At 72.7% G+C, this 19128-nt stretch carries 17 protein-coding genes; 5 read left to right on the top strand and 12 right to left on the bottom strand.

What is annotated here, in order from left to right; genetic code table 11:
- Window positions 1-16 precede the first annotated feature (16 nt).
- Window positions 17-577, bottom strand: a complete 561-nt coding sequence (locus tag ACIP37_RS06225) for a TetR family transcriptional regulator (protein WP_400802818.1) — start codon at window positions 575-577, stop codon at window positions 17-19.
- Window positions 578-661: 84 nt separating this feature from the next.
- Here ACIP37_RS06225 and ACIP37_RS06220 point away from each other — a divergent pair, with 84 nt between their 5' ends.
- Entirely contained in the window at window positions 662-1510 is an 849-nt protein-coding gene (locus ACIP37_RS06220) for a patatin-like phospholipase family protein (RefSeq protein ID WP_363629782.1), read from the top strand.
- A gap of 104 nt (window positions 1511-1614) precedes the next feature.
- Window positions 1615-1827 carry a DUF397 domain-containing protein gene (locus ACIP37_RS06215; RefSeq protein WP_363584659.1) on the top strand — a complete coding sequence of 71 codons (213 nt, stop codon included), beginning with the start codon at window positions 1615-1617 and terminating at the stop codon, window positions 1825-1827.
- Between the two features lie 122 nt (window positions 1828-1949).
- On the opposite strand, the gene ACIP37_RS06210 is transcribed toward ACIP37_RS06215, so the two are convergent.
- The 4 genes from ACIP37_RS06210 to ACIP37_RS06195 form a co-directional block, all read right to left on the bottom strand.
- Window positions 1950-2915, bottom strand: coding sequence for a methyltransferase domain-containing protein (locus ACIP37_RS06210; RefSeq protein ID WP_363629780.1), 966 nt, complete (start codon window positions 2913-2915; stop codon window positions 1950-1952).
- Window positions 2916-3106: 191 nt separating this feature from the next.
- Entirely contained in the window at window positions 3107-4039 is a 933-nt protein-coding gene (locus ACIP37_RS06205) for a radical SAM/SPASM domain-containing protein (RefSeq protein WP_400843470.1), read from the bottom strand.
- A gap of 291 nt (window positions 4040-4330) precedes the next feature.
- Window positions 4331-4516 carry a hypothetical protein gene (locus ACIP37_RS06200; protein ID WP_400802822.1) on the bottom strand — a complete coding sequence of 62 codons (186 nt, stop codon included), beginning with the start codon at window positions 4514-4516 and terminating at the stop codon, window positions 4331-4333.
- Entirely contained in the window at window positions 4513-4776 is a 264-nt protein-coding gene (locus tag ACIP37_RS06195; protein ID WP_363584647.1) for a hypothetical protein, read from the bottom strand. Before ACIP37_RS06195 ends, ACIP37_RS06200 begins: the two co-directional genes overlap by 4 nt.
- A gap of 133 nt (window positions 4777-4909) precedes the next feature.
- Between ACIP37_RS06195 and ACIP37_RS06190 the strand changes: the two genes are divergently transcribed.
- The 3 genes from ACIP37_RS06190 (at window position 4910) to sph (ending at window position 7135) form a co-directional block, all read left to right on the top strand.
- Window positions 4910-5728, top strand: a complete 819-nt coding sequence (locus ACIP37_RS06190) for a helix-turn-helix transcriptional regulator (RefSeq protein WP_363584645.1) — start codon at window positions 4910-4912, stop codon at window positions 5726-5728.
- A gap of 10 nt (window positions 5729-5738) precedes the next feature.
- Window positions 5739-5951 carry a DUF397 domain-containing protein gene (locus tag ACIP37_RS06185; protein WP_363584643.1) on the top strand — a complete coding sequence of 71 codons (213 nt, stop codon included), beginning with the start codon at window positions 5739-5741 and terminating at the stop codon, window positions 5949-5951.
- A 188-nt stretch (window positions 5952-6139) separates the two neighbouring features.
- Window positions 6140-7135 (top strand): sphingomyelin phosphodiesterase, encoded by a 996-nt coding sequence (sph, locus tag ACIP37_RS06180; RefSeq protein ID WP_363584641.1) that lies wholly within the window; start codon window positions 6140-6142, stop codon window positions 7133-7135.
- Between the two features lie 45 nt (window positions 7136-7180).
- Here the strand turns inward: sph and ACIP37_RS06175 are convergent, their stop codons facing one another.
- From ACIP37_RS06175 to ACIP37_RS06145, 7 genes are all read right to left on the bottom strand, one after another.
- Window positions 7181-9649, bottom strand: coding sequence for a SpoIIE family protein phosphatase (locus ACIP37_RS06175; protein WP_363584639.1), 2469 nt, complete (start codon window positions 9647-9649; stop codon window positions 7181-7183).
- Window positions 9650-9795: 146 nt separating this feature from the next.
- Window positions 9796-10416 carry a TetR/AcrR family transcriptional regulator gene (locus ACIP37_RS06170; RefSeq protein WP_363584637.1) on the bottom strand — a complete coding sequence of 207 codons (621 nt, stop codon included), beginning with the start codon at window positions 10414-10416 and terminating at the stop codon, window positions 9796-9798.
- Window positions 10417-10559: 143 nt separating this feature from the next.
- A complete protein-coding gene (locus ACIP37_RS06165) occupies window positions 10560-12200 on the bottom strand; it encodes an AMP-binding protein (protein ID WP_363584635.1) in 1641 nt (546 codons plus the stop codon).
- Window positions 12201-12416: 216 nt separating this feature from the next.
- A complete protein-coding gene (locus tag ACIP37_RS06160; RefSeq protein ID WP_363621641.1) occupies window positions 12417-13598 on the bottom strand; it encodes an acyl-CoA dehydrogenase family protein in 1182 nt (393 codons plus the stop codon).
- A gap of 13 nt (window positions 13599-13611) precedes the next feature.
- Entirely contained in the window at window positions 13612-15648 is a 2037-nt protein-coding gene (locus tag ACIP37_RS06155; RefSeq protein ID WP_400802830.1) for an acetyl/propionyl/methylcrotonyl-CoA carboxylase subunit alpha, read from the bottom strand.
- 66 nt (window positions 15649-15714) lie between these two features.
- Complete coding sequence (locus ACIP37_RS06150) at window positions 15715-17313, bottom strand: carboxyl transferase domain-containing protein (protein WP_363588887.1); 1599 nt, start codon at window positions 17311-17313, stop codon at window positions 15715-15717.
- Window positions 17310-18980, bottom strand: a complete 1671-nt coding sequence (locus ACIP37_RS06145; RefSeq protein WP_400843467.1) for an acyclic terpene utilization AtuA family protein — start codon at window positions 18978-18980, stop codon at window positions 17310-17312. Before ACIP37_RS06145 ends, ACIP37_RS06150 begins: the two co-directional genes overlap by 4 nt.
- Window positions 18981-19128 lie beyond the last annotated feature (148 nt).

The following is a 19128-nucleotide window of genomic DNA, read 5'->3' as shown; positions in this document are numbered from 1 at the left end:
CACGCCTCTCGCGCGTTCACCGCCCGAGGAGTTCAGCGAAGCGGTCCAGCGCACGATCGGTGCGCCGGCGGTCGCCGGTGGTCGTGAGGTCGAACAGCAGACCCCGGATGACGGCCATGACCAACGTGGGCGTGACGGTGTCGTCAGGGCCGGTGGAGACGTCCCGGAAGGTGGCGCCGAGAGTGTCGAACCAGTCCGTGATCGCCTCGGCCTGGTCGGGGTAGTTCTCGGGGTGGACCAGGCCATCGGCGTGCACCTCGAAGAACAGCCGGACGAACGGCGCGCGTTCGTCCGCGCTGATCCACCCCCAGATGCCCCGCAGCCGCTCCTGCACGGAGCCCTTCATCGGCGGAGGGTGTCCGGCCAGACGCACCGCGCCTCGGCGGCGGGCCTCGGCGAGGACCGCCGCGACCAACTCCTGTTTGCTGCCGAAGTCGTAGAGCAGCATCCGTGGACTGGTGTCGAGGGCTGCGGCCAGTGGTCGCAGGCTCAGTCCGGCCAGGCCGTGCGCCAGCACGTAGTCGGTCGCCCGCGCCAACGTGCGCTCACGACGGGCGGGGTCGGCGGGTCGCCCCACGGTGGATCTCCCTTCGGCGCATCGGAGTTGAAACGGCATTGGCGAGTATATGGTACGACTGTTTCAATAACGAGGGGAGACCACATGCACACCGTCGACCGAGCGCTCGTCCTGGGCCCCGGAAGTCACGTCGGCACGGCCTGGACAGCCGGACTGGCCTACGGATTGCGCCGCAACGGCGTGGATCTGGGCGAGGCCGACCTGATCGTCGGCACGTCAGCCGGCTCGATCGTCGGAACGCTGCTCGCCACCGGACAGGACCCGGGGCGGCTCGCTTCCTCCGCTCGCCAGGCCGCTCACCGGGTCAAGCCTGACCCCGAGCGGATGGGCGCGGTGTTCGCCGTACTCGGCGACCGCGGCTTGGAACCCGGCGAGGCGAGGCGTCGCGTCGGCCGCCTCGCGCTCGACGGCACCGACCCCCGAGCCGAGGAGGCGCTGATCGCGGGGCGCGCCGCCCTGATCGGTGCGGACGCGTGGCCGGAGCGACGACTGCTGATCGCCGCCGTCTGTGCCACCACCGGTGAGCCCGTGGTGTGGGACCGCGACAGCGGCGTGCCGCTGGTGCACGCGGTGGCGGCGAGCAGCGCCTTCCCCGGAGCCGCACCGCCCGTCGCCATCGACGGCCGGCGGTACATGGACGGTGCGCTGCGTGCGGGCCCCAACGCCGACCTCGCCGCTGGAGCCCGCACGCTGGTCGTGGTCGAGCCGATGGCTCACCTGTTCCCCCGGGAACCGCTCAACCAGCAGCTGGCGGCAGTGGGGGCGGACGCCGTGGTGACCATCGGCCCCGATCCGGCCTCGGTGCGCGCTTTCGGCTCGGACACGGGCGACCTGGCGGCCTGGGAACCGGCCTACCAGGCGGGCCTCCGCCAGGCCGGCGACGTCGAGGCGCAACTCCGCACCATGTGGAGGGCGGAAGTCGACGCGGGCTGAGCGCCGATCAGGTCGGCGCGATCACCAGCATCTGCCTGCCTGACTTCCGGGGTAGCCCTATGACACCTGACAGTTCATCATCGGGCCCGAAGGGAATTCCAGTCATGACCGACCGCGTAGACCTGTCCGGCGCTTCCTGGATCACATCCTCGTACTCCAACAACGGTGGCAACTGCGTGGAGGTCGCCACCGACGTCCCCAACCTCGCTCCCGTCCGCGACTCCAAGGACCCCGAGGGTCCTGCCCTCGTCTTCCCCGCCGACACCTGGTCATCGTTCATCGCCACGATCCGGACCGGCGAGTTCGGCGAGGTCTGACGCGCACCTTGTCCGAGCCCCACTGCCCACGGCGGGCAGTGGCGATCGCGCATCGCCGCCGATGACACCGTTCCAGGCAGGGCCCCGCCCTGGAGAAGCCGGACGGGGCCGTCCGGTTACGGTCAGCCGATGGTGGCCGACCACCGGCCCCGGGACAGGTGGATCGCGCCGTCCGGGGTGACGACGGCGCGGCAGCCGTAGAGCGGCAGGCCGCCTTCGACCTCCCGCCAGTTCCGGATGGATTCGAGTTCCGACCACAGGCGACGGGGGCCGCTCTGGTGGACGGTCGGCGGCTCGAACTTCGTTGCCTCGGCCCGTGCCCACGACCCGTCCGGATGGGCGAGCCAGGCCGTACGGCCCTCGGGGGTCTCCTCGAAGTCGACTTCGATGCCCGGGATGCTGATCGTGAGCATCGACCAGACTTCCCAGTTGTTGCGGATGTCGGTGACCGGGTACCGGAAGAGCTTGACGTTCTCCCCGTCGGCTTCGCGGGCGGTCTCGAACAGCTCGTCCAGGCCGGGCGGGTAGGCGGAGCCGTGGCGCGTGGTCATGAAGCCCGCCCAGTCGCGCTCGATCACTCCGGTCGCTCCGCCGTCCGGGGTCTTCCAGGCCGTCAGGATCAGCGCCGTGTCCGCGATGGTGGTGACGAGCCGTCCTCCGCGCCGAAGCGCCTGGAGCCACGAGACCGGAACGGGGCGGGCGGACACGGTGGCCACGATCCGGTCGTAGTCACCCGGGAGGGCGTCGGTGGCGTCCTGAGTGACGAAGTGGGGGCTCAGCCCCATGCCTGCGAGGCGGTCCCGCGCGGCGTCGACCAGGTACCCGTCGATGTCCACGCTCGTCACGCGGTCCGAACCGAGCCGCGTGGCGGCAATGGCGGTCAACCCGCCCGCGCCGGTGCCGATGTCCAGCAGGTCGTGCTCGGCGGCGATCCGGCCGTGCCGCAGCATCTTGACCACGAGCGGCGTGAGCGTGGCCGACGACGTGGGCAGCCCGGTCGGGCGGTCATCCGGCTTCGCATGGTCCGCGTGCAACCCGCCCACGCTGGTCACCAGGGACTCGTTCCCGTAGGCCTGCTGGAGCCACAAGTCCGGGTTCGCTTCCCCTACCTGAAGCTGCCAAGTGCCGTCCTCGACAGGCTCCCACCACCTGGGGACCAGTTCGTGCCGGGGGATGCCAGCCACCGGGTTCCGCCATCGGGAGTCCGGATCGGTCGCCCGAGCGGCCAGATCGGCGGCCCGTCCTTGCCATGGGATGTTTGTCATGCCTCGGGAGCCTTTCAGAACTTCGGCGCGCACGCCTCGGTGTTGGCGGGGTTGCAGTCGTTGCTGTCGTTCGGCGGACAGCCACCGAGCGACACGGGGACGAGCTCGTACTTCGGCGCGCACGCCTCCGTGTTGGCCGGGTTGCAGTCGTTGGAGTCATTCGGCGGACAACCCATGGCGGCCTTGCGCGGGATGCTCGCGGTGATCTCCGCCCACCGGGGGCCGGTGAGGACGCTCCGGAGCCCGCCCGGATCCTGCACGTTGCCGGTCGGCAGAAACCTTCCGAGCACACACGGGACAACGGCGCCGTCGGGGAGAACGGCCAGCCGCCCCAGCGCGCACCTACCGCACAGGGCATCCATGGTCGGCGCAGTACCGCCGCTGCCTCGTCCAACCGCGCGTGCGTTGTCCAGGGTGACGGTTTCGACGCCCAGCGCCCGCAGCTCGTCCACGGCCAGCTTCTCCAGCTGCCCGTCGTGACAGCGGACGACGCCGGCCCGGATCGGAATACCGAGGCGGACGGCCTTGACGATGTTGGTCCGAGTCTTCTCGTGGGAGCCCGGCTTGTTCGTCACCTTGTCGTGCTCCCCGGAGTTGACGGAGTAGTACGAGGTGGCCAGCCGGACGCCCGGCTTCGAGAAGACCGCCCAACCCTTGTCCGTGACGTGAAAGAGGTTGGAGAAGACCTCGACGCCGAGTCCGTGACTCAGCGCGTGGTCGACGAGGTCCGCCCAGCCCGGAAAGGTCGTGGGCTCTCCGCCGATCAGCTGGACGACCTTGACGCCAAGTTCGGCGCACTCACCGATCACCGCCTTCCAGTCGTCCAGGGTCATCGCGCCGTGCGGCACGGTCGGGCCGGAGTCACTGAGACAGTGCCCGCACGACATCTGACACTTGTCGGTCAGCTCCAGCTCTACGGTGCCGGGCACGTCCAGCGCCAACGTCATGATGGTGTTCACGTTGTGCTCCCTTCCAGTTCGGTGGTGCGGATGGGCTGGTTCAAACTGGCTGCCCGCCCCGGGCAGCCGGCTGACTGGGCAACGGTTCACTGTCCCTGGGGCAGGGGTTCCGACCAGGGGAGATCTGGGCTCCACTGACCGGTGATTGAGGCGGCCGCTCCCCGTCGGCGGAGTGGCCGACGGGGAGCGGTGTGGCTCGGCGAGGGTCTGGCGCCAACGTGCCCTCGGAGCCGGCCGGCAGGGGAGGTAGGCCTGCCGGCGCCCGTCCGTGATTGCCTGTCACGGACGGGCGTTGAACCCCGCCACCGCGCGGGATGAGCACTCGCGGCGCGGTGGCGGGAGCTTGTCGGTCCGGTTCGCGGTTCGGCCGACAGCGGCGCGGCAGCCGTTGACCACAGCGGTGAAGCCGCCGGCCGCCAACGAGCTGAGGTGCAGCCCGGCGAGCAGCATCTCCCCCGAGGTCACGCCGGCTCCGGGAACATCGGCCGACGCTGCGGGCTGCTCCCTGTACCCGGCGCGATCTCCCTGGGGTCGCACCGTCGCAGCTGATCGGGCCTGGTCGTCCACTCGCACCCCCCGCCGAGCGGCCTCAGGAAGGCCGCCCCGCAGAGGATCTCCATGAAGACCCCCTCCTTCGGCTTGCCGTCGTCGTCTCGGTGCTTCAGGTCCCGCACCACCTCGTTGCGGACGAAGTCGGGCAGCGCGGATTTCGGGTTTTCGGGCATGGGGTCTCCGTAGCGCTTCGCTCTTGGCGTGTCACTTGGTGTAGCCATGGTGGCGCGACAGCCTCTACGATCGGAAGGGTTCTCCACTTGACGAAATCCCCTGTGGGATAAGGAATGCAACGGAGGTCTGATCATGCGCGAGACCGAGCTGGACCCGTCCGCATCACCCCTCAAGGCCTTCGGCGCACAACTCCGCAGGCTGCGCAAGGCGGCGGGGCTCACACAGACCGACCTCGGGGCGATGACGAACTTGAGTGACAGTCAGATCTCCAACCTCGAACGAGGGACACGCAGTCCCACACTCGACTGGGTCGTACAAGCCGACCGGGCCCTTGGTGCCGGTGGAACACTAGAACTGACGTACTGGAGTCTCAGCGGCTCATCGTTGCTGGAAGGGTTTCCCGAGTACGCCCAGCAAGAAGCGAAGGCCCTGAGCATCAACCACTTCGAACTGGGCATCGTGCCTGGCCTGGCGCAGACAATGGAGTACGCCGCAGCCTTCGCCTCGGCCGCCGTGCGGCGCGGCAGCGTCACCGAGGAGCAGGCTGCGGATCGGCTCGACTTCCTTGCCACGCGCCAGAAGCTACTTGACCGGCAGCCTGCGCCCCGGCTCCACTTCGTCCTGGACGAGGGCGCCCTTCTACGACCGGTGGGCGGGCGCAAGGTCATGGCTCGGCAGCTTGCGCACCTTGAAGACCTCGCCACTCGTCCGAACATCACGATCCAAGTGGCGCCGCTTTCTCTTGCAGAAGAGCTGCCGTTCACCATGATGGTCACGCTGCTGACCCTGGCGGATCGAAAACTCCTGGCATACTCGGAGTGCCAGTTGCGCGGCTTCCTCTCGCGGGACGCCGAGACTGCTCAAGCCTGGGAGCGGGACTGCCACCAGCTCCAGGTTGAAGCGCTCTCGAAGGCTGCGTCACTGGAGCTGATCCGAAAGTGCAAGGCGTGAGAGGAACGTCATGATCACTCCTGTAGACCTATCCGACGCCGCGTGGGTCAAGGCCAGTTACAGCAACAATGGCGGGTCTTGCGTTGAGGTGGCCCCCGGCTTCCCGGGTGTACTGCCCGTCCGTGACTCCAAGGACCCCGAGGGTCCTGCCCTCGTCTTCCCCGCCGAGGCCTGGTCGTCGTTCGTCGCCGCCGTCCAAGCCGGCGAGTTCGGCGAGGTCTGACGCGCACAACTCTCGCGAACCCCACCACCCTCAGCGGGTGGTGGGGTTCGCGCGTTCTTGGCGGTGACAGTGTTTCAACTGCGTTCACCGAATGCTCTTGCGCGGTCTTGTGCACCGTGCGGGCGGCGACGTTGGATGTACACCATCCACTGACCGTCGCGTTCACGTCATACCCTCACGGAGCCCCAATGCCGCTGTCGTCCCTCCGCAAGGCCGCCGCCGCCTGCGCTGCCGCCGCCGTGCTCGGCGCGCTCGCCACCGCCCCCGCCACGGCCGCCACCGGCGCCACGACCGAGAGCGCCCCGGTCACCGCGCCCGCGCTGGACGTCCTCACGTACAACACGTTCCTGATGAGCACGACCCTCTACCCCAACTGGGGCCAGGAGCACCGGGCGCAGGCGATCGCCTCGGCGGACTTCTTCCAGGGCCACGACGTGGTCGTCCTGGAGGAGGCCTTCGACAACGCGGCCTCCGACGCCCTGACCGCCAAGGCCTCGGCCGCCTACCCGTACCACACCCCGGTCGTCGGCCGCTCCACCAGCGGCTGGGACGCGACCTCCGGCAGCTACAGCTCCACCACCCCCGAGGACGGCGGCGTGACGCTGCTCAGCAAGTGGCCGATCCTGCGCAAGGAGCAGTACGTCTACAAGGACGCCTGCGGCTCGGACTACTTCTCGAACAAGGGCTTCGTCTACGCCGTCCTGAACGTGAACGGCCAGCGCACCCACGTGGTCGGCACCCACCTGCAGTCCACCGACTCGGGCTGCTCCAACGGCCAGCCGGCCGCCATCCGGGCCAAGCAGCTCACGGCCATGCGCGGCTTCCTGGACGCCAAGCAGATCCCGGCGAACGAGCCGATCCTGCTCGCCGGTGACCTCAACATCGACTCGCACGGCTCCGAGTACCAGGCCCTGCTGGACAACGCCAACCTGGCGCCGGCCTCCGCCCGCACGGGCTGGCCGTACTCCTTCGACACCGCCGACAACTCCATCGCCGCCTACCGCTACCCGGGCGAGCCCAAGGAGGACCTGGACTACGTGCTCTACCGGGCCGACCACGCCCGCCCGCAGCAGTACACCAACCAGGTCCTGCGCACGCACAGCGCGCCGTGGACGGTGAGCAGTTGGGGCAAGAGCTACACCTACACCGACCTCTCCGACCACTACCCGCTCGCCGCGCACTGACCGGGGAAGCGCACTGACCGGGGACTGACCCGCGCTGACGGGGAACTAAGCAGCCCCGAAGGGCAGTTCCAGCTCGGCCCAGACCACCTTGCCGTCCCTGGTCAGCCGGCTGCCCCAGCGCTGGGCCAGCTCGCTGACCAGGAACATGCCGCGCCCGCCCTCGTCCTGCTCGGCGAAGGGGCGCAGCTGCGGGGCCGCCCCGCCGGCGTCGGAGACCTCCAGGGTGAGCACCCGGTCGCGGAACAGCCGCAGCCGCCGCGGGGCGTCGGCGTGCAGCAGGGCGTTCGTGACCAGCTCGCTGACCAGCAGTTCGGCGTAGTCGGAGAGGGCGGTCAGGCCCCAGGCGTCCAGGGTGGCGCGGGTGAAGCGGCGGGCCTTGCCGGGCAGCCGGCCGCCGCCGGTGAGCGGGAGGGTGGCGATCCGGTCGGCGGGCAGCGGCAGCACCCGCGCCATGATCATCGCGATGTCGTCCTCGGTGCCGTCGGTGACCAGTGCGCCGAGGACGGCGTCGCAGTTCTCCTCCAGGGTCCGGCCGGGCCCGGCGAGGGTGTCGGCCAGCAGGTCGATGCCGTCGTCGAGGTCCTGGCCGCGCCGCTCGACCAGGCCGTCGGTGTAGAGGGTGACCATGCCGCCCTCGGGCAGGGTGAACTCGATCGACTCGAAGGCCACCCCGCCGACGCCCAGCGGCACGCCGGGTGGCACCTCGACCCTGCTGGCGGTGCCGTCGGGGGCGACCCAGATCGGCGGCAGGTGGCCGGCCGAGGCGACCTGGACGGTGCGCTCCAGCGGGTCGTATACCGCGCAGATGCAGGTGGCGAACTGGCCCTCGCCGATGCCCGAGGCGGTCTCGTCCAGGCGTGTGAGGACCTGCTCGGGCGGCATGTCGAGGGTGGCGAGCGTGCGGGCGACGGTGCGCAGCTGGCCCATGGTGGCGGCGGCCCGGATACCGTGGCCCATCACGTCGCCGACCACCAGGGCGACCCGGCCGCAGGACAGCGGCACGACGTCGAACCAGTCGCCGCCGACCTCGCTGACCACGCTGCTGGGCAGGTAGCGGTAGGCGATCTCCAGGCCCAGGGTGCGGTGGATCTCCTGCGGCAGCAGGCTGCGCTGGAGGGTGAGCGCCGTCTCCCGCTCGCGCCGGTAGAGCCGGGCGTTGTCGATGGCCAGCGCGGTGCGGGCGACCAGTTCCTCGGCGAGCGCCACGTCGGCGTCGCTGAACGGCTCGGAGTTGCGCATCCGGATGAACTCGGAGCCGCCGAGCACCATGCCCCGGGCGGTGAGCGGCACCATCAGGTACGAGTGGATGCCCGCCGCGATGCCGGGCTCGACCCGGTCCTCGCTGGCGACCAGGCCGCGCAGCACCTCGGCGTCCACGTGGGCGCGCAGCAGGGGGCGTCCGCTGCGCAGGCACTGGGTGTAGCTGCGGTCGGGGGCGTACTCGGAGGTCTCGCCGACGGTGTCCACGGCGTGCGCGAGGCCCGACTCGTAGGACTCGCCGACGGCGACGGCACGCAGGGTGACCGTCCGGTCGGAGGGGATGGGGGTGGGTTCGGCGCCGCGCAGCACCGGTTCCAGCAGGTCGACGGTGGCGAAGTCGGCGAACCGGGGGACGACGGCCTCGATCAGCTCCTCCGCGGTGCGCTGGAGGTCGAGGGTGGTGCCGATCCGGGCCGTCGCCTCCGCGATGGTGGCGAGCCGCTCCTGGGCGCGGGCGGCGCGGGCCTCGGCCTGGAAGCGCTCGGTGACGTCGATGATCGAGGAACAGACGCCGAAGACCCGGCCGGTGGAGTCCTCCAGCCGGAAGTAGGAGGCGGACCAGGCGCGGTCGCGCTTGGGGTCCCCGGGCACCCGGCCGTGGGAGCGGGCGTCCACCACGGGCTTGCCGCTCCTGAGCACCTGCCTCATGGTCTGCTCGATCTCGACGCTGTTGATGCCCGGCAGCACCGCGGGTATCCGGCGGCCGAGGTGGGCGGCGACGGGGACGCCGTTCATCCGGGCGAGCGCCTCGTTGAGCCGGACGTAGCGCAGCTCGGTGTCGTACACGGCCATGCCGATCGGTGAGCGGTCGAAGACGCCGTCGAGGACGGCGAGGTCGGCCTCGACCGCCTGGAGGGCGCGGATGTCGGAGGCGGTGGCGAGCAGCAGCAGGGTGCCGGCCGGGCCGGCGATCGGGTAGGTGCGGAACTCCAGGTCGACCTTGTGGCCGTCGCGGTGGCGGACGGGGAAGACGCCGGACCAGCCGGTGGAGCCGCCCATGATGTGGGAGAACAGGGACAGCACCTCGGGGCGGTCGGTGCCGTCGGTGAGCAGCTGGGCGGCGTAGCTGCCGACGGCCTCCTCGGCGGAGTAGCCGAGCAGCGCCTCGGCGTCCTCGCTCCAGTGCAGGATCAGGCCGTCGCCCTGGAGCAGGGCCGTCGCGAGCGGGACGAGTCGGTGGCCTTCGGGGCGTACGGGGGTGCCGCCCGGTGCGGGGCCGGCGGCGGAGGTCACGTCCCACTCGTTTCCGTGCATGATCAGGCAGCACCCCGGTTCGGCTCGTGCCCGGCCGGGGGCCTCACGGTCCGTGTCGGCCGGGATTCTTCTCCAGACTGCACGGACATCGGCCGCCCGGCGACCCCTTGGTCAGGGGTCGTCCGGTCGCTCCGGTAGTACGGGAGTCATGGGCGTACCGGCCGCAGCGTACTCTCCAGAACGCCGGTCCACTGCCGGATCACCCCGGATCGTCGGACGCTGTCGTCGGTGAGCAGGTTGGCCAGGCCCAGCCCGCGGGCGAGGTCGAGGGTGGCCTGCACGGACTCGCGCACGCCGGGGCGGGTCTCGTCGGCGTCCAGGAACTCGACGGCGGCCCGGTGGGCCTCCCGGCCGACGTGCCCCTCCAGGGCGATGATCCGCTCGCGCAGCGGCTCCTCGGTGGCGGCGGCCGTCCACAGGTGCAGGGCGGCGCGGAACAGGGGACCGGTGTAGAGGCGCACGATCATGTCGACGACGGCCCGGGTGCGGTCGGGGCCGGCGGCCGGCAGCTCGTCCGTGTGGGCGCGGACGGCGGCCAGCCGCTCGGCGGTGACGTGTTCGACGGCCGCGGTGAACAGGTCCTCGCGGGTCGGGAAGTGGTGCTGGGCGGCGCCCCGGGACACTCCGGCGCGCTCGGCGACCACGGTGACGGTGGAGCCGTGCCAGCCGAGCTCGGCCAGGCAGTTCACGGCCGCCGCGAGCAGCCGGGCCCGGGTGGCACGGCTGCGGTCCTGCTGGGGGGTGCGGACGGCGGGGTGGCTGGTCATGGCTGGCGGCGGTTCCTGTTCCGGTGGGGGCTCGGCGGGCCGGTCGTGCCCGACGGGCCCGTCGCGGTCGGCGGGCCCGCCGTGCTCGGCGGGTCGATCCTCACAGACGGGCGCCGGTCTTCGGCCGCCGGGGGCCCGGCCGCTCAGCGGGAGGCCTCGGGGGCGGTGGGCGCGGCGGCTGCGGTCGCGGACGCCGCACGGCGCTCGGCCTCGCGGGCCCGCAGCTCGCGGCGGAGGATCTTGCCGGCCGCGGACTTGGGGACGGCCTCGACGAACTCCACCGCGCGGACCTTCTTGTAGGGGGCCACCAGCCCGGCCACGAAGCCGGTGACGTCCTCCGCGCTCAGGCCGCTGCCCGGAGCACGGACCACGAAGGCCTTGGGGCACTCGGTGCCGTCGGCGTCCGGGACGCCGATCACGGCGGCGTCGACGATCTGCGGGTGGCCGAGCAGCACGGCCTCCAGTTCGGCCGGGGCCACCTGGTGGCCCTTGTACTTGATCAGCTCCTTCACCCGGTCGACGATGTACAGGTACCCCCGGTCGTCGACGAAGCCGACGTCGCCGGTGTGCAGCCAGCCCTCGGAGTCGACCACCGCGGCGGTGTCGGAGGGCCGGCCGAAGTACCCCTTCATCACCTGCGGGCCCCGGATCAGCAGCTCGCCCGGCTCGCCGGGCCCGAGGTCCTCGCCGGCCCCGTCCAGGGCGGCGACCCGCAGCTCGGTGGAGGGAATCAGCCGCCCCACCGAGCCGGGCGAGGGGTCGCGCTCCAGCGGGGAGACCACATGGGTGACCGGGGACAGCTCGGTCATGCCGTAGCCCTGGAGCAGGTGCGGCAGGCCCAGGCGGCGGGCGCAGGCGGCGGCGAGCTCCGGATCCAGCGGAGCGGCCGCGCACAGCAGGTACTCGACGGAGGAGAGGTCGAAGCGGTCCACGACCGGGTGCCTGGCCAGGGCGAGCGCGATCGGCGGGGCGACCACCAGCGCCTGCACCCGCTGCTCCTCGATGGTGCGGCAGAACTGCTCCAGGTCGAAGCGGGGCAGCACCACCACGGTGGCGCCGCAGCGCAGCGGCTGGTTGAGCAGCGCGGTCAGGCCGTAGATGTGGAAGAAGGGCAGCACGGCTAGCACCCGCTCGCCCACGGCGGGCCGGTAGAGGGCGTCGCACTGGGCGAGGTTGGTGGCGATCGAGCGGTGGGTGAGCATCACCCCCTTGGGCAGTCCGGTGGTGCCGCTGGAGTAGGGCAGTACGGCGACGTCCCGGCCCGGGTCGATGGCGATCCCGGGGGCGGGGCCGGTGGTGGTCAGCAGGTCGGCGAGCGAGCGGTGGCCCTCCGCGCCGTCCAGGACGAGGATCTCGGCCAGTGGGCCGCCCTGCTCGGCGAGCAGGGCGGCGGCCTTGCTGGCGGTCGGCAGGAGCGGGGAGACGGTCACCAGCCAGCGGGCGCCGCTGTCGCCGAGCTGCCCGGCCAGGTCGGCGGGCGTGGCCATCGAGGACACCGTGGTCACGGTGGCGCCGGCCCGGGTGGCACCGTAGAAGGCCGTCGGGTAGCCAAGCGTGTTGGGGCTGAACAGGGCCACCACGTCGCCCTGGCGCACCCCGGCCGCGGCCAGTCCGGCGGCCACCCGCTCGACGCCGGCGGCGAGCCGCGCGTAGCTCACGCGCTCCCCGGTGACGCCGTCGATCAGGGCCGGCCGGTCACCGTACGCCGCCGCGCCGCCGAGCACCGCCTCATGGATCGGCAGGTCCACCGTCGGCACGTCCGGGAATTCGCTGCGGAACACCAAAGTAAGCCTCCAGAAAGGTAGTTGACGCATCGGCTGGCGCGGCGAAAGGTCGACCGAGGGTACGAACAGGAGCATACGGACCATGACGTCCGCCACTGCAAAGTTCGCCGAGATGTCCCTCTGGTGACCCACCGGGGGCACGCCGGGCGGGTGCGTCCGGTGGGTGCGTCCGGTGGGTCCGGTAGGTGCTTCCGGTGCGCCCTGGAAGGAGGCGGACTAATAGGACTTCGGGAGGCCGAGGGTGTGCTGGGCGACGTAGTTGAGCACCATCTCGCGGCTGACCGGGGCGACCCGGCCGACCCGGGTGGCGGCCAGCAGCGCGCCCAGCCCGTACTCCTGGGTGAGGCCGTTGCCGCCCAGCGTCTGCACCGCCTGATCGACGGTACGGGCGGCGGCCTCGCCGGCCGCGTACTTGGCCATGTTGGCGGCCTCCCCGGCGGCCAGGTCCTCCCCCGCGTCGTAGAGCAGCCCGGCCTTCTGGGTCATCAGCCGGGCCAGCTCGATCTCCACCGCGCACTGGGCCAGCGGGTGAGCCAGGCCCTGGTGGGCGCCGATCGGGGTGGACCAGACGGTGCGGGTCTTCGCGTACTCGACGGCCTTGCCGAGGGCCTGGCGGGCCAGGCCGAGGGAGAACGCGGCGGTCAGCACGCGCTCGGGGTTGAGGCCCGCGAACAGTTGCAACAGGCCGGCGTCCTCGTCGCCGACCAGGGCGTCGGCGGGCAGCCGGACGTCGTCCAGGAAGACCTGGAACTGCTTCTCGGGGGCGACGAGTTCCATCGGTATCGCCCGGTACTCGAAGCCGGCGGCGTCGCGCGGGACGATGAACAGACAGGGCTTGAGCCTGCGGCCCCCGCCGGTGTCCGCGGTCTCGGTGCGGGCGACGAACAGCACGGCGTCGCAGTGGTCGATGCCGGAGACGAACACCTTGCGGCCGGTCAGCAGCCAGTCCCCGCCGTCCCGGCGGGCGACGGTGGAGATCCGGTGCGCGTTGGAGCCGGCGTCCGGCTCGGTGATGCCGAAGGCCATCTTGCGGCTGCCGTCGGCGAGTCCGGGCAGCCAGCGCTGCTTCTGCTCCTCGGTGCCGAAGCGGGCGATCACGGTGCCGCAGATCGCCGGGGAGACGATGAGCAGCAGCAGCGGACAGCCGGCCGAGCCCAACTCCTCCAGCACGATGGCCAGATCGGTGATGCCGCCGCCCCCGCCGCCGTACTCGGCGGGCAGGTTCACGCCGAGGTAGCCGGCCTTGCCCGCGTCCGCCCACAGCTCGTCGGCGGGCTCGCCGGCCCGGGCCTTGGCCATGTAGTAGGCGGAGCCGTAGCGGCGGCCGAGGTCGCCGACGGCCTGGCGCAGGGCCCGGCGTTCTGTGGTCTCGATGAGCTGACTGCCGATGGTGGACATGCGGGGTCCTTCCTCAGGCTTCTGCGGTGGGCTGGACGGCGGCTGGTGCGGTCGGCTCGGCGGCGGGCTGGACGGCGGCTGGTGCGGTCGGCTCGGCGGCGGGACCGGCGGCGGGATCGGCCTCGGGCTGTACGACGGCGAGCAGGGTGCCGAGTTCGACCTGCCGGCCGGGGGCGGCGTGGAGTTCGACCAGGACGCCGTCGGCGGGGGCGGTGACGCGGTGCTCCATCTTCATCGCCTCCAGGACGAGCAGCGGCTGACCGGCGGTGACGGTGTCGCCGACGGCGGCGGTGGTGCGCACGACGGTGCCGGGCATCGGGGCGAGCAGCGCGCCCGGGTCCGCCCGGGCGGCGGGGTCGGGGAAGCGCGGCAGGGCGGTGAGCGCGATGCCGCCGTTCGGGGTGTCGACGTACACCCGGTCGCCGTAGCGCGCGACGCGGTGGCCGCGCCGGACGGCGCCCTCGCGCAGCGTGACCTGCTCGGGCGAGGCGTCCAGGAGCTCCGTCCGCGGGTGGTCGTCGGCCCGCAGGCCGTCCCGGGTGAGGCGGTAGCGGACCTCCAACTCGGCGCCGTCGTCGGTGCGGTAGCGCTTGGACTGCGACTGCGAGGGCAGGTTGCGCCAGCCCGACGGCAGTGCGCCGTGCGGCCCGGTGCGCCGGGCGGCGGCGTCGGCGAGGGCGGCGGCCAGGGCGGCGCGCGCGGTCTCCCTGCCGTCCGGGGCGGTGAGCTCGGCCGCGTGCTCGGCCAGGAAGCCGGTGTGCAGGCGCGCGGCCAGGAAGGCCGGGTGCCGAAGCGCCCGGACCAGCAACTCCCGGTTGGTGGCGGGCCCGTGGACCTCTGCGCGGGCGAGCGCGTCGGCCAGCCGGCGGGCGGCGGCGGCGCGGGTCGGCGCCCAGGCGATCACCTTGGCGAGCATCGCGTCGTAGTGCGGGGTGATCTCGTCGCCGGCCGCCACGCCGGAGTCCAGCCGGACGCCCCGGCCGCCGAACTCCTGGTACGGCACGGTGAGTTCGAGGCGGTGCAGGGTGCCGGTGGCGGGCTGCCAGTCCTTCGCCGGGTCCTCCGCGTACAGCCGGGCCTCGATCGCGCAGCCGGTGGCGGGCGGCGGGACCGGCCCGGGCAGCCGCTCCCCCTCGGCGACGGCGAGTTGGAGCGCCACCAGGTCCAGTCCGGTGACCGCCTCGGTGACCGGGTGCTCGACCTGGAGGCGGGTGTTCATCTCCAGGAAGTGGAACCGGCCGTCCTCGCCGAGCATGAACTCGGCCGTACCGGCACCGGTGTAGCCGATCGCCCGGGCGGCGCTGACGGCCGCCGCGTGCAGCCCGGCGCGCACCGCCTCGGGCAGGCCGGGGGCCGGGGCCTCCTCGATCACCTTCTGGTGCCGCCGCTGGAGCGAGCAGTCGCGGTCGCCGACCGCCCAGACCGTGCCGTGCGCGTCGGCCAGCAGCTGGACCTCGACGTGCCGCCCGGCGGGCAGGTAGCGCTCGCAGAACACCTCGTCCGAGCCGAAGGCCTTCGCCGCCTCGGCGCGGGCGGCGGCCAGTTCGCCGGGGAGCTCCGCGAGCGCGCGCACCACCCGCATGCCGCGTCCGCCGCCACCCGCCGCCGCCTTGACCAGGAGCGGCAGGTCGGCCTCGGTGGGGTCGGTCAGGGCGTCCAGCACGGGCACCCCGGCCTCGGCCATCAGCCGCTTGGCGGCCGTCTTGGAGCCCATCGCGGCGATCGCGGCCGGCGGCGGGCCGACCCAGACCAGCCCGGCGTCCAGCACGGCCTGCGCGAACCCGGCGTCCTCCGACAGGAATCCGTACCCGGGGTGGACGGCGTCCGCGCCCGCCGCCAGCGCGGCGCGGACGATCAGGTCGGCGCGCAGGTAGGTGTCGGCGGGCGCGGCGCCGGGCAGCCGCACGGCCGCGTCGGCCTCACGGACGTGCGCGGCCCCGGCGTCCGGGTCGGAGTGGACGGCGGTGGTCGCGACGCCCAGGGCCCGGCAGGTGCGGAAGACCCGGCGGGCGATCTCGCCACGGTTGGCGACCAGCAGGTTGGTGATCATGTCTCGGGTGCCCCTCACAGCTCCGTCTCGCAGCTCGGTCTCGCAGCTCGGTCGAACAGTTCGGTCTCACATCCGGAAGACGCCGTAGCCGCGCGCGCCCTCGACCGGCGCGTTGTGGATCGCGGACAGGCACAGGCCGAGCACCGTACGGGTGTCGCGCGGGTCGATCACGCCGTCGTCGTACAGCCGCCCGGACAGGAAGACCGGCAGCGACTCGGCCTCGATCTGCTGCTCGACCATGGCGCGGATCGCCGCGTCCGCGTCCTCGTCGTACGGCTGCCCCTTCGCGGCGGCCGACTGCCGGGCGACGATCGACAGCACCCCGGCGAGCTGCTGCGGGCCCATCACCGCGGACTTGGCGCTCGGCCAGGCGAACAGGAAGCGCGGCTCGTACGCCCGCCCGCACATGCCGTAGTGGCCGGCGCCGTAGGACGCGCCGATCAGCACCGACAGGTGCGGCACCCGGGAGTTGGCGACGGCGTTGATCATCATCGCGCCGTGCTTGATGATGCCGCCCTGCTCGTACGCCCGGCCGACCATGTAGCCGGTGGTGTTGTGCAGGAACAGCAGCGGGATGTCCCGCTGGTTCGCCAACTGGATGAACTGGGCGGCCTTCTGGGACTCCGGGCTGAACAGCACGCCCTGCGCGTTGGCCAGCACGCCGACCGGGTAGCCGTGCAGCCGGGCCCAGCCGGTGGCCAGGCTGGTGCCGTAGAGCGGCTTGAACTCGTCGAAGTCGGAGCCGTCGACGATCCGGGCGATCACCTCGCGCGGGTCGAAGGGCACCTTGAGGTCGCCCGGGACGATGCCCAGCAGCTCCTCCTCGTCGTACTTCGGCGGCTCGGCGAGCCGGTCCGGCGACGGGCCCGGCTTGCGGTGGTCCAGCCGGGCGACGATCCGGCGGGCCAGCCGCAGCGCGTCCGCCTCGTCCGCCGCGAAGTGGTCGGCCAGGCCGGAGGTGCGGGCGTGCATCTCGGCGCCGCCGAGCGACTCGTCGTCGGCCTCCTCACCGGTGGCCATCCTGACCAGCGGCGGGCCGCCGAGGAACACCTTGGCGCGCTCCCTGACCAGCACGGTGTGGTCCGACATGCCGGGGACGTAGGCGCCGCCGGCCGTCGAATTGCCGAACACCACGGCCACGGTGGGGATTCCGGCGGCGGAGAGCCGGGTGAGGTCGCGGAACAGCGCGCCGCCGGGGATGAAGATCTCCTTCTGGCTGGGCAGGTCGGCCCCGCCGGACTCGACCAGGTTCACCACCGGGAGGCGGTTGTCGAACGCGATCTCGTTGGCGCGCAGGGCCTTGCGCAGGGTCCACGGGTTGCTGGCGCCGCCGCGCACGGTCGGGTCGTTGGCGGTGATCAGGCACTCCACGCCCTCGATCACGCCGATGCCGGTGACCAGCGCCGCGCCCACCGGGTAGTCGCTGCCCCAGGCGGCCAGCGGCGAGAGCTCCAGGAACGGCGAGTCCGGGTCGACCAGCAGCTCGATCCGCTCGCGCGGCAGCAGCTTGCCGCGGGCGCGGTGGCGGTCCACGTACTTGGGGCCGCCGCCGGCCAGCGCCTTGGCGTGCTCGGCGTCCAGCCCGGCGAGCTTGGCGAGCATCGCGGCGCGGTACTCGGCGTACTCGGGCCCGGCCGGGTCGACGCGGGTGGGCAGCACGGTCACAGCAGGGCCTCCGGGATGTCGAGGTGGCGGGAGCGCAGCCACTCCCCGAGGGCCTTGGCCTGCGGGTCGAAGCGGTGCTGGGCGGCGACGCCTTCGCCGAGCAGGCCGGTGAGGGTGAAGTTGACCGCGCGCAGGTTCGGGAGCAGGTGCCGGGTGACGGGCAAGTCGGCGGTCTCGGGCAGGAGTTCGCGCAGCTTGTCGACGGTGAGGGTGTGGGCGAGCCAGCGCCATCCCGCCTCGGAGCGGGCCCAGACGCCGAGGTTGGCGTCGCCGCCCTTGTCGCCGCTGCGGGCGCCGGCCACCAGGCCGAGCGGGGCGCGGCGACGCGGGCCGGCGGGGGGTTCTGCGGGGAGTGCAGCTGGGAGTCCAGTTGGGAGTGCTGCGGGGAGCGTCGGCTCTTCGGAGGTCTCGGCCGGCCGGCTCGTCACCGGGGCCGGCGGGACGGCGAGCCGGCGGCCGTCCGGTAGCACGGCGGTGTGCTCGACGGCCTCGGCGTCGACGTACGCGGCGGCGAACACCCCGTACGGCGCGCCGGGGCCTGGCGGCGCGGTGAGGTGGAAGCCCGGGTAACCGGCCAACCCCAACTCCACGGCGGCCTTGCCCAGTTCGCGCCCGACCTTGGCCTGGTCCGGGTCGCGGGCGGTGAGCCGGAGCAGGGCGGAGGCGGCCTCCTCGGTGCCGGCGTCCGGGTGGTCGGTCCGGGCGAGCGTCCAGCGCAGTTCGGCGGGCCGGGCGGCGGGCGGCAGGGCGTCCAGGAACTGCCGCCGCACCAGGTCGGCCTTGGCTTCGATGTCGAGGCCGGTGAGGACGAACACCACCTCGTTGCGGTGGCCGCCGAGCCGGTTCAGGCCCACCTTCAACATGGGCGGCGGCGCCTCGCCGCGTACCCCGTCGATCCGGACCCGGTCCGGCCCCTCCTCGGCGAGCCGCACGGTGTCCAGCCGGGCGGTGACGTCCGGGCCCAGGTAGCGCGCACCGCCCGTCTCGTACAGGAGTTGGGCGGTGACGGTGCCCGCGGTGACGGCGCCGCCGGTGCCCGGGTGCTTGGTGATCACGCTGGAGCCGTCGGCGTGCAGTACGGCGATCGGGAAGCCCGGGCGGGTGACGTCGTGCTCGCGGAAGAACGCGTAGTTCCCGCCCGTCGCCTGGGCGCCGCACTCCAGCACGTGCCCGGCGACCACCGCCCCGGCGAGGGCGTCGAAGTCCGCCGCCGTCCAGCCGAAGTGGGCGATCGCGGGCCCGGCGACCAGCGCCGCGTCGGTGACCCGCCCGGTGACCACCACCTCGGCGCCCGCGGCCAGGCAGGCCGCCACCCCGAAGCCGCCGAGGTAGGCGTTCGCGGCCAACAGGCCGTCAGGCAAGCCGAGTTCGCTCCTGCGCGGCAGCAGGTCGTCCCCCTCGACGTGGGCGACGGCCACCGCGAGGCCCTGGCGCTGCGCCAGGTTCCGCAGTTCCGCGGCGAGCCGGGCCGGATTCAGCCCGCCCGCGTTCACCACGATTCGCACCCCGCGCTCCTGCGCCAGGCCGAGGCACTCCTCCATCTGCCGCAGGAACGTCCGGGCGTAGCCGAGGGACGGGTCCTTCAGGCGGTCCCGGGCCAGGATGAGCATGGTCAGCTCCGCCAGGTAGTCCCCGGTGAGCACGTCCAGCGGCCCGCCGGTGAGCATCTCCCGCACCGCCGCGAAGCGGTCCCCGTAGAACCCCGAGGCGTTGCCGACCCGCAGTACCGAGCGTTCGCGCGCCAAAGCGCCTCCCCTGCCGACGGGTTGGCGACGCCCCCACACGAGCGCCGCCGGGCAGCAGCGTGGCACCGGG

Origin of the sequence: Kitasatospora sp. NPDC088861 (assembly GCF_044750105.1) — a bacterium.
GTDB lineage: Bacteria > Actinomycetota > Actinomycetes > Streptomycetales > Streptomycetaceae > Kitasatospora.
Note: the sequence above shows the minus strand (reverse complement) of the source record. Positions and strands in the feature narration are given on the sequence as shown.

Bases quoted from the DNA above. Each gene is read 5' to 3' on its own strand.
- ACIP37_RS06145 (WP_400843467.1), bottom strand. From the start codon at position 18,980: ATGCTCACCGGCGGGCCGCTGGACGTGCTCACCGGGGACTACCTGGCG.
- ACIP37_RS06190 (WP_363584645.1), top strand. From the start codon at position 4,910: ATGCGCGAGACCGAGCTGGACCCGTCCGCATCACCCCTCAAGGCCTTC.
- ACIP37_RS06160 (WP_363621641.1), bottom strand. From the start codon at position 13,598: ATGTCCACCATCGGCAGTCAGCTCATCGAGACCACAGAACGCCGGGCC.
- ACIP37_RS06220 (WP_363629782.1), top strand. From the start codon at position 662: ATGCACACCGTCGACCGAGCGCTCGTCCTGGGCCCCGGAAGTCACGTC.
- sph (WP_363584641.1), top strand. From the start codon at position 6,140: ATGCCGCTGTCGTCCCTCCGCAAGGCCGCCGCCGCCTGCGCTGCCGCC.
- ACIP37_RS06205 (WP_400843470.1), bottom strand. From the start codon at position 4,039: ATGACGTTGGCGCTGGACGTGCCCGGCACCGTAGAGCTGGAGCTGACC.
- ACIP37_RS06185 (WP_363584643.1), top strand. From the start codon at position 5,739: ATGATCACTCCTGTAGACCTATCCGACGCCGCGTGGGTCAAGGCCAGT.
- ACIP37_RS06195 (WP_363584647.1), bottom strand. From the start codon at position 4,776: ATGCCCGAAAACCCGAAATCCGCGCTGCCCGACTTCGTCCGCAACGAG.
- ACIP37_RS06170 (WP_363584637.1), bottom strand. From the start codon at position 10,416: ATGACCAGCCACCCCGCCGTCCGCACCCCCCAGCAGGACCGCAGCCGT.
- ACIP37_RS06175 (WP_363584639.1), bottom strand. From the start codon at position 9,649: ATGCACGGAAACGAGTGGGACGTGACCTCCGCCGCCGGCCCCGCACCG.
- ACIP37_RS06215 (WP_363584659.1), top strand. From the start codon at position 1,615: ATGACCGACCGCGTAGACCTGTCCGGCGCTTCCTGGATCACATCCTCG.
- ACIP37_RS06155 (WP_400802830.1), bottom strand. From the start codon at position 15,648: ATGATCACCAACCTGCTGGTCGCCAACCGTGGCGAGATCGCCCGCCGG.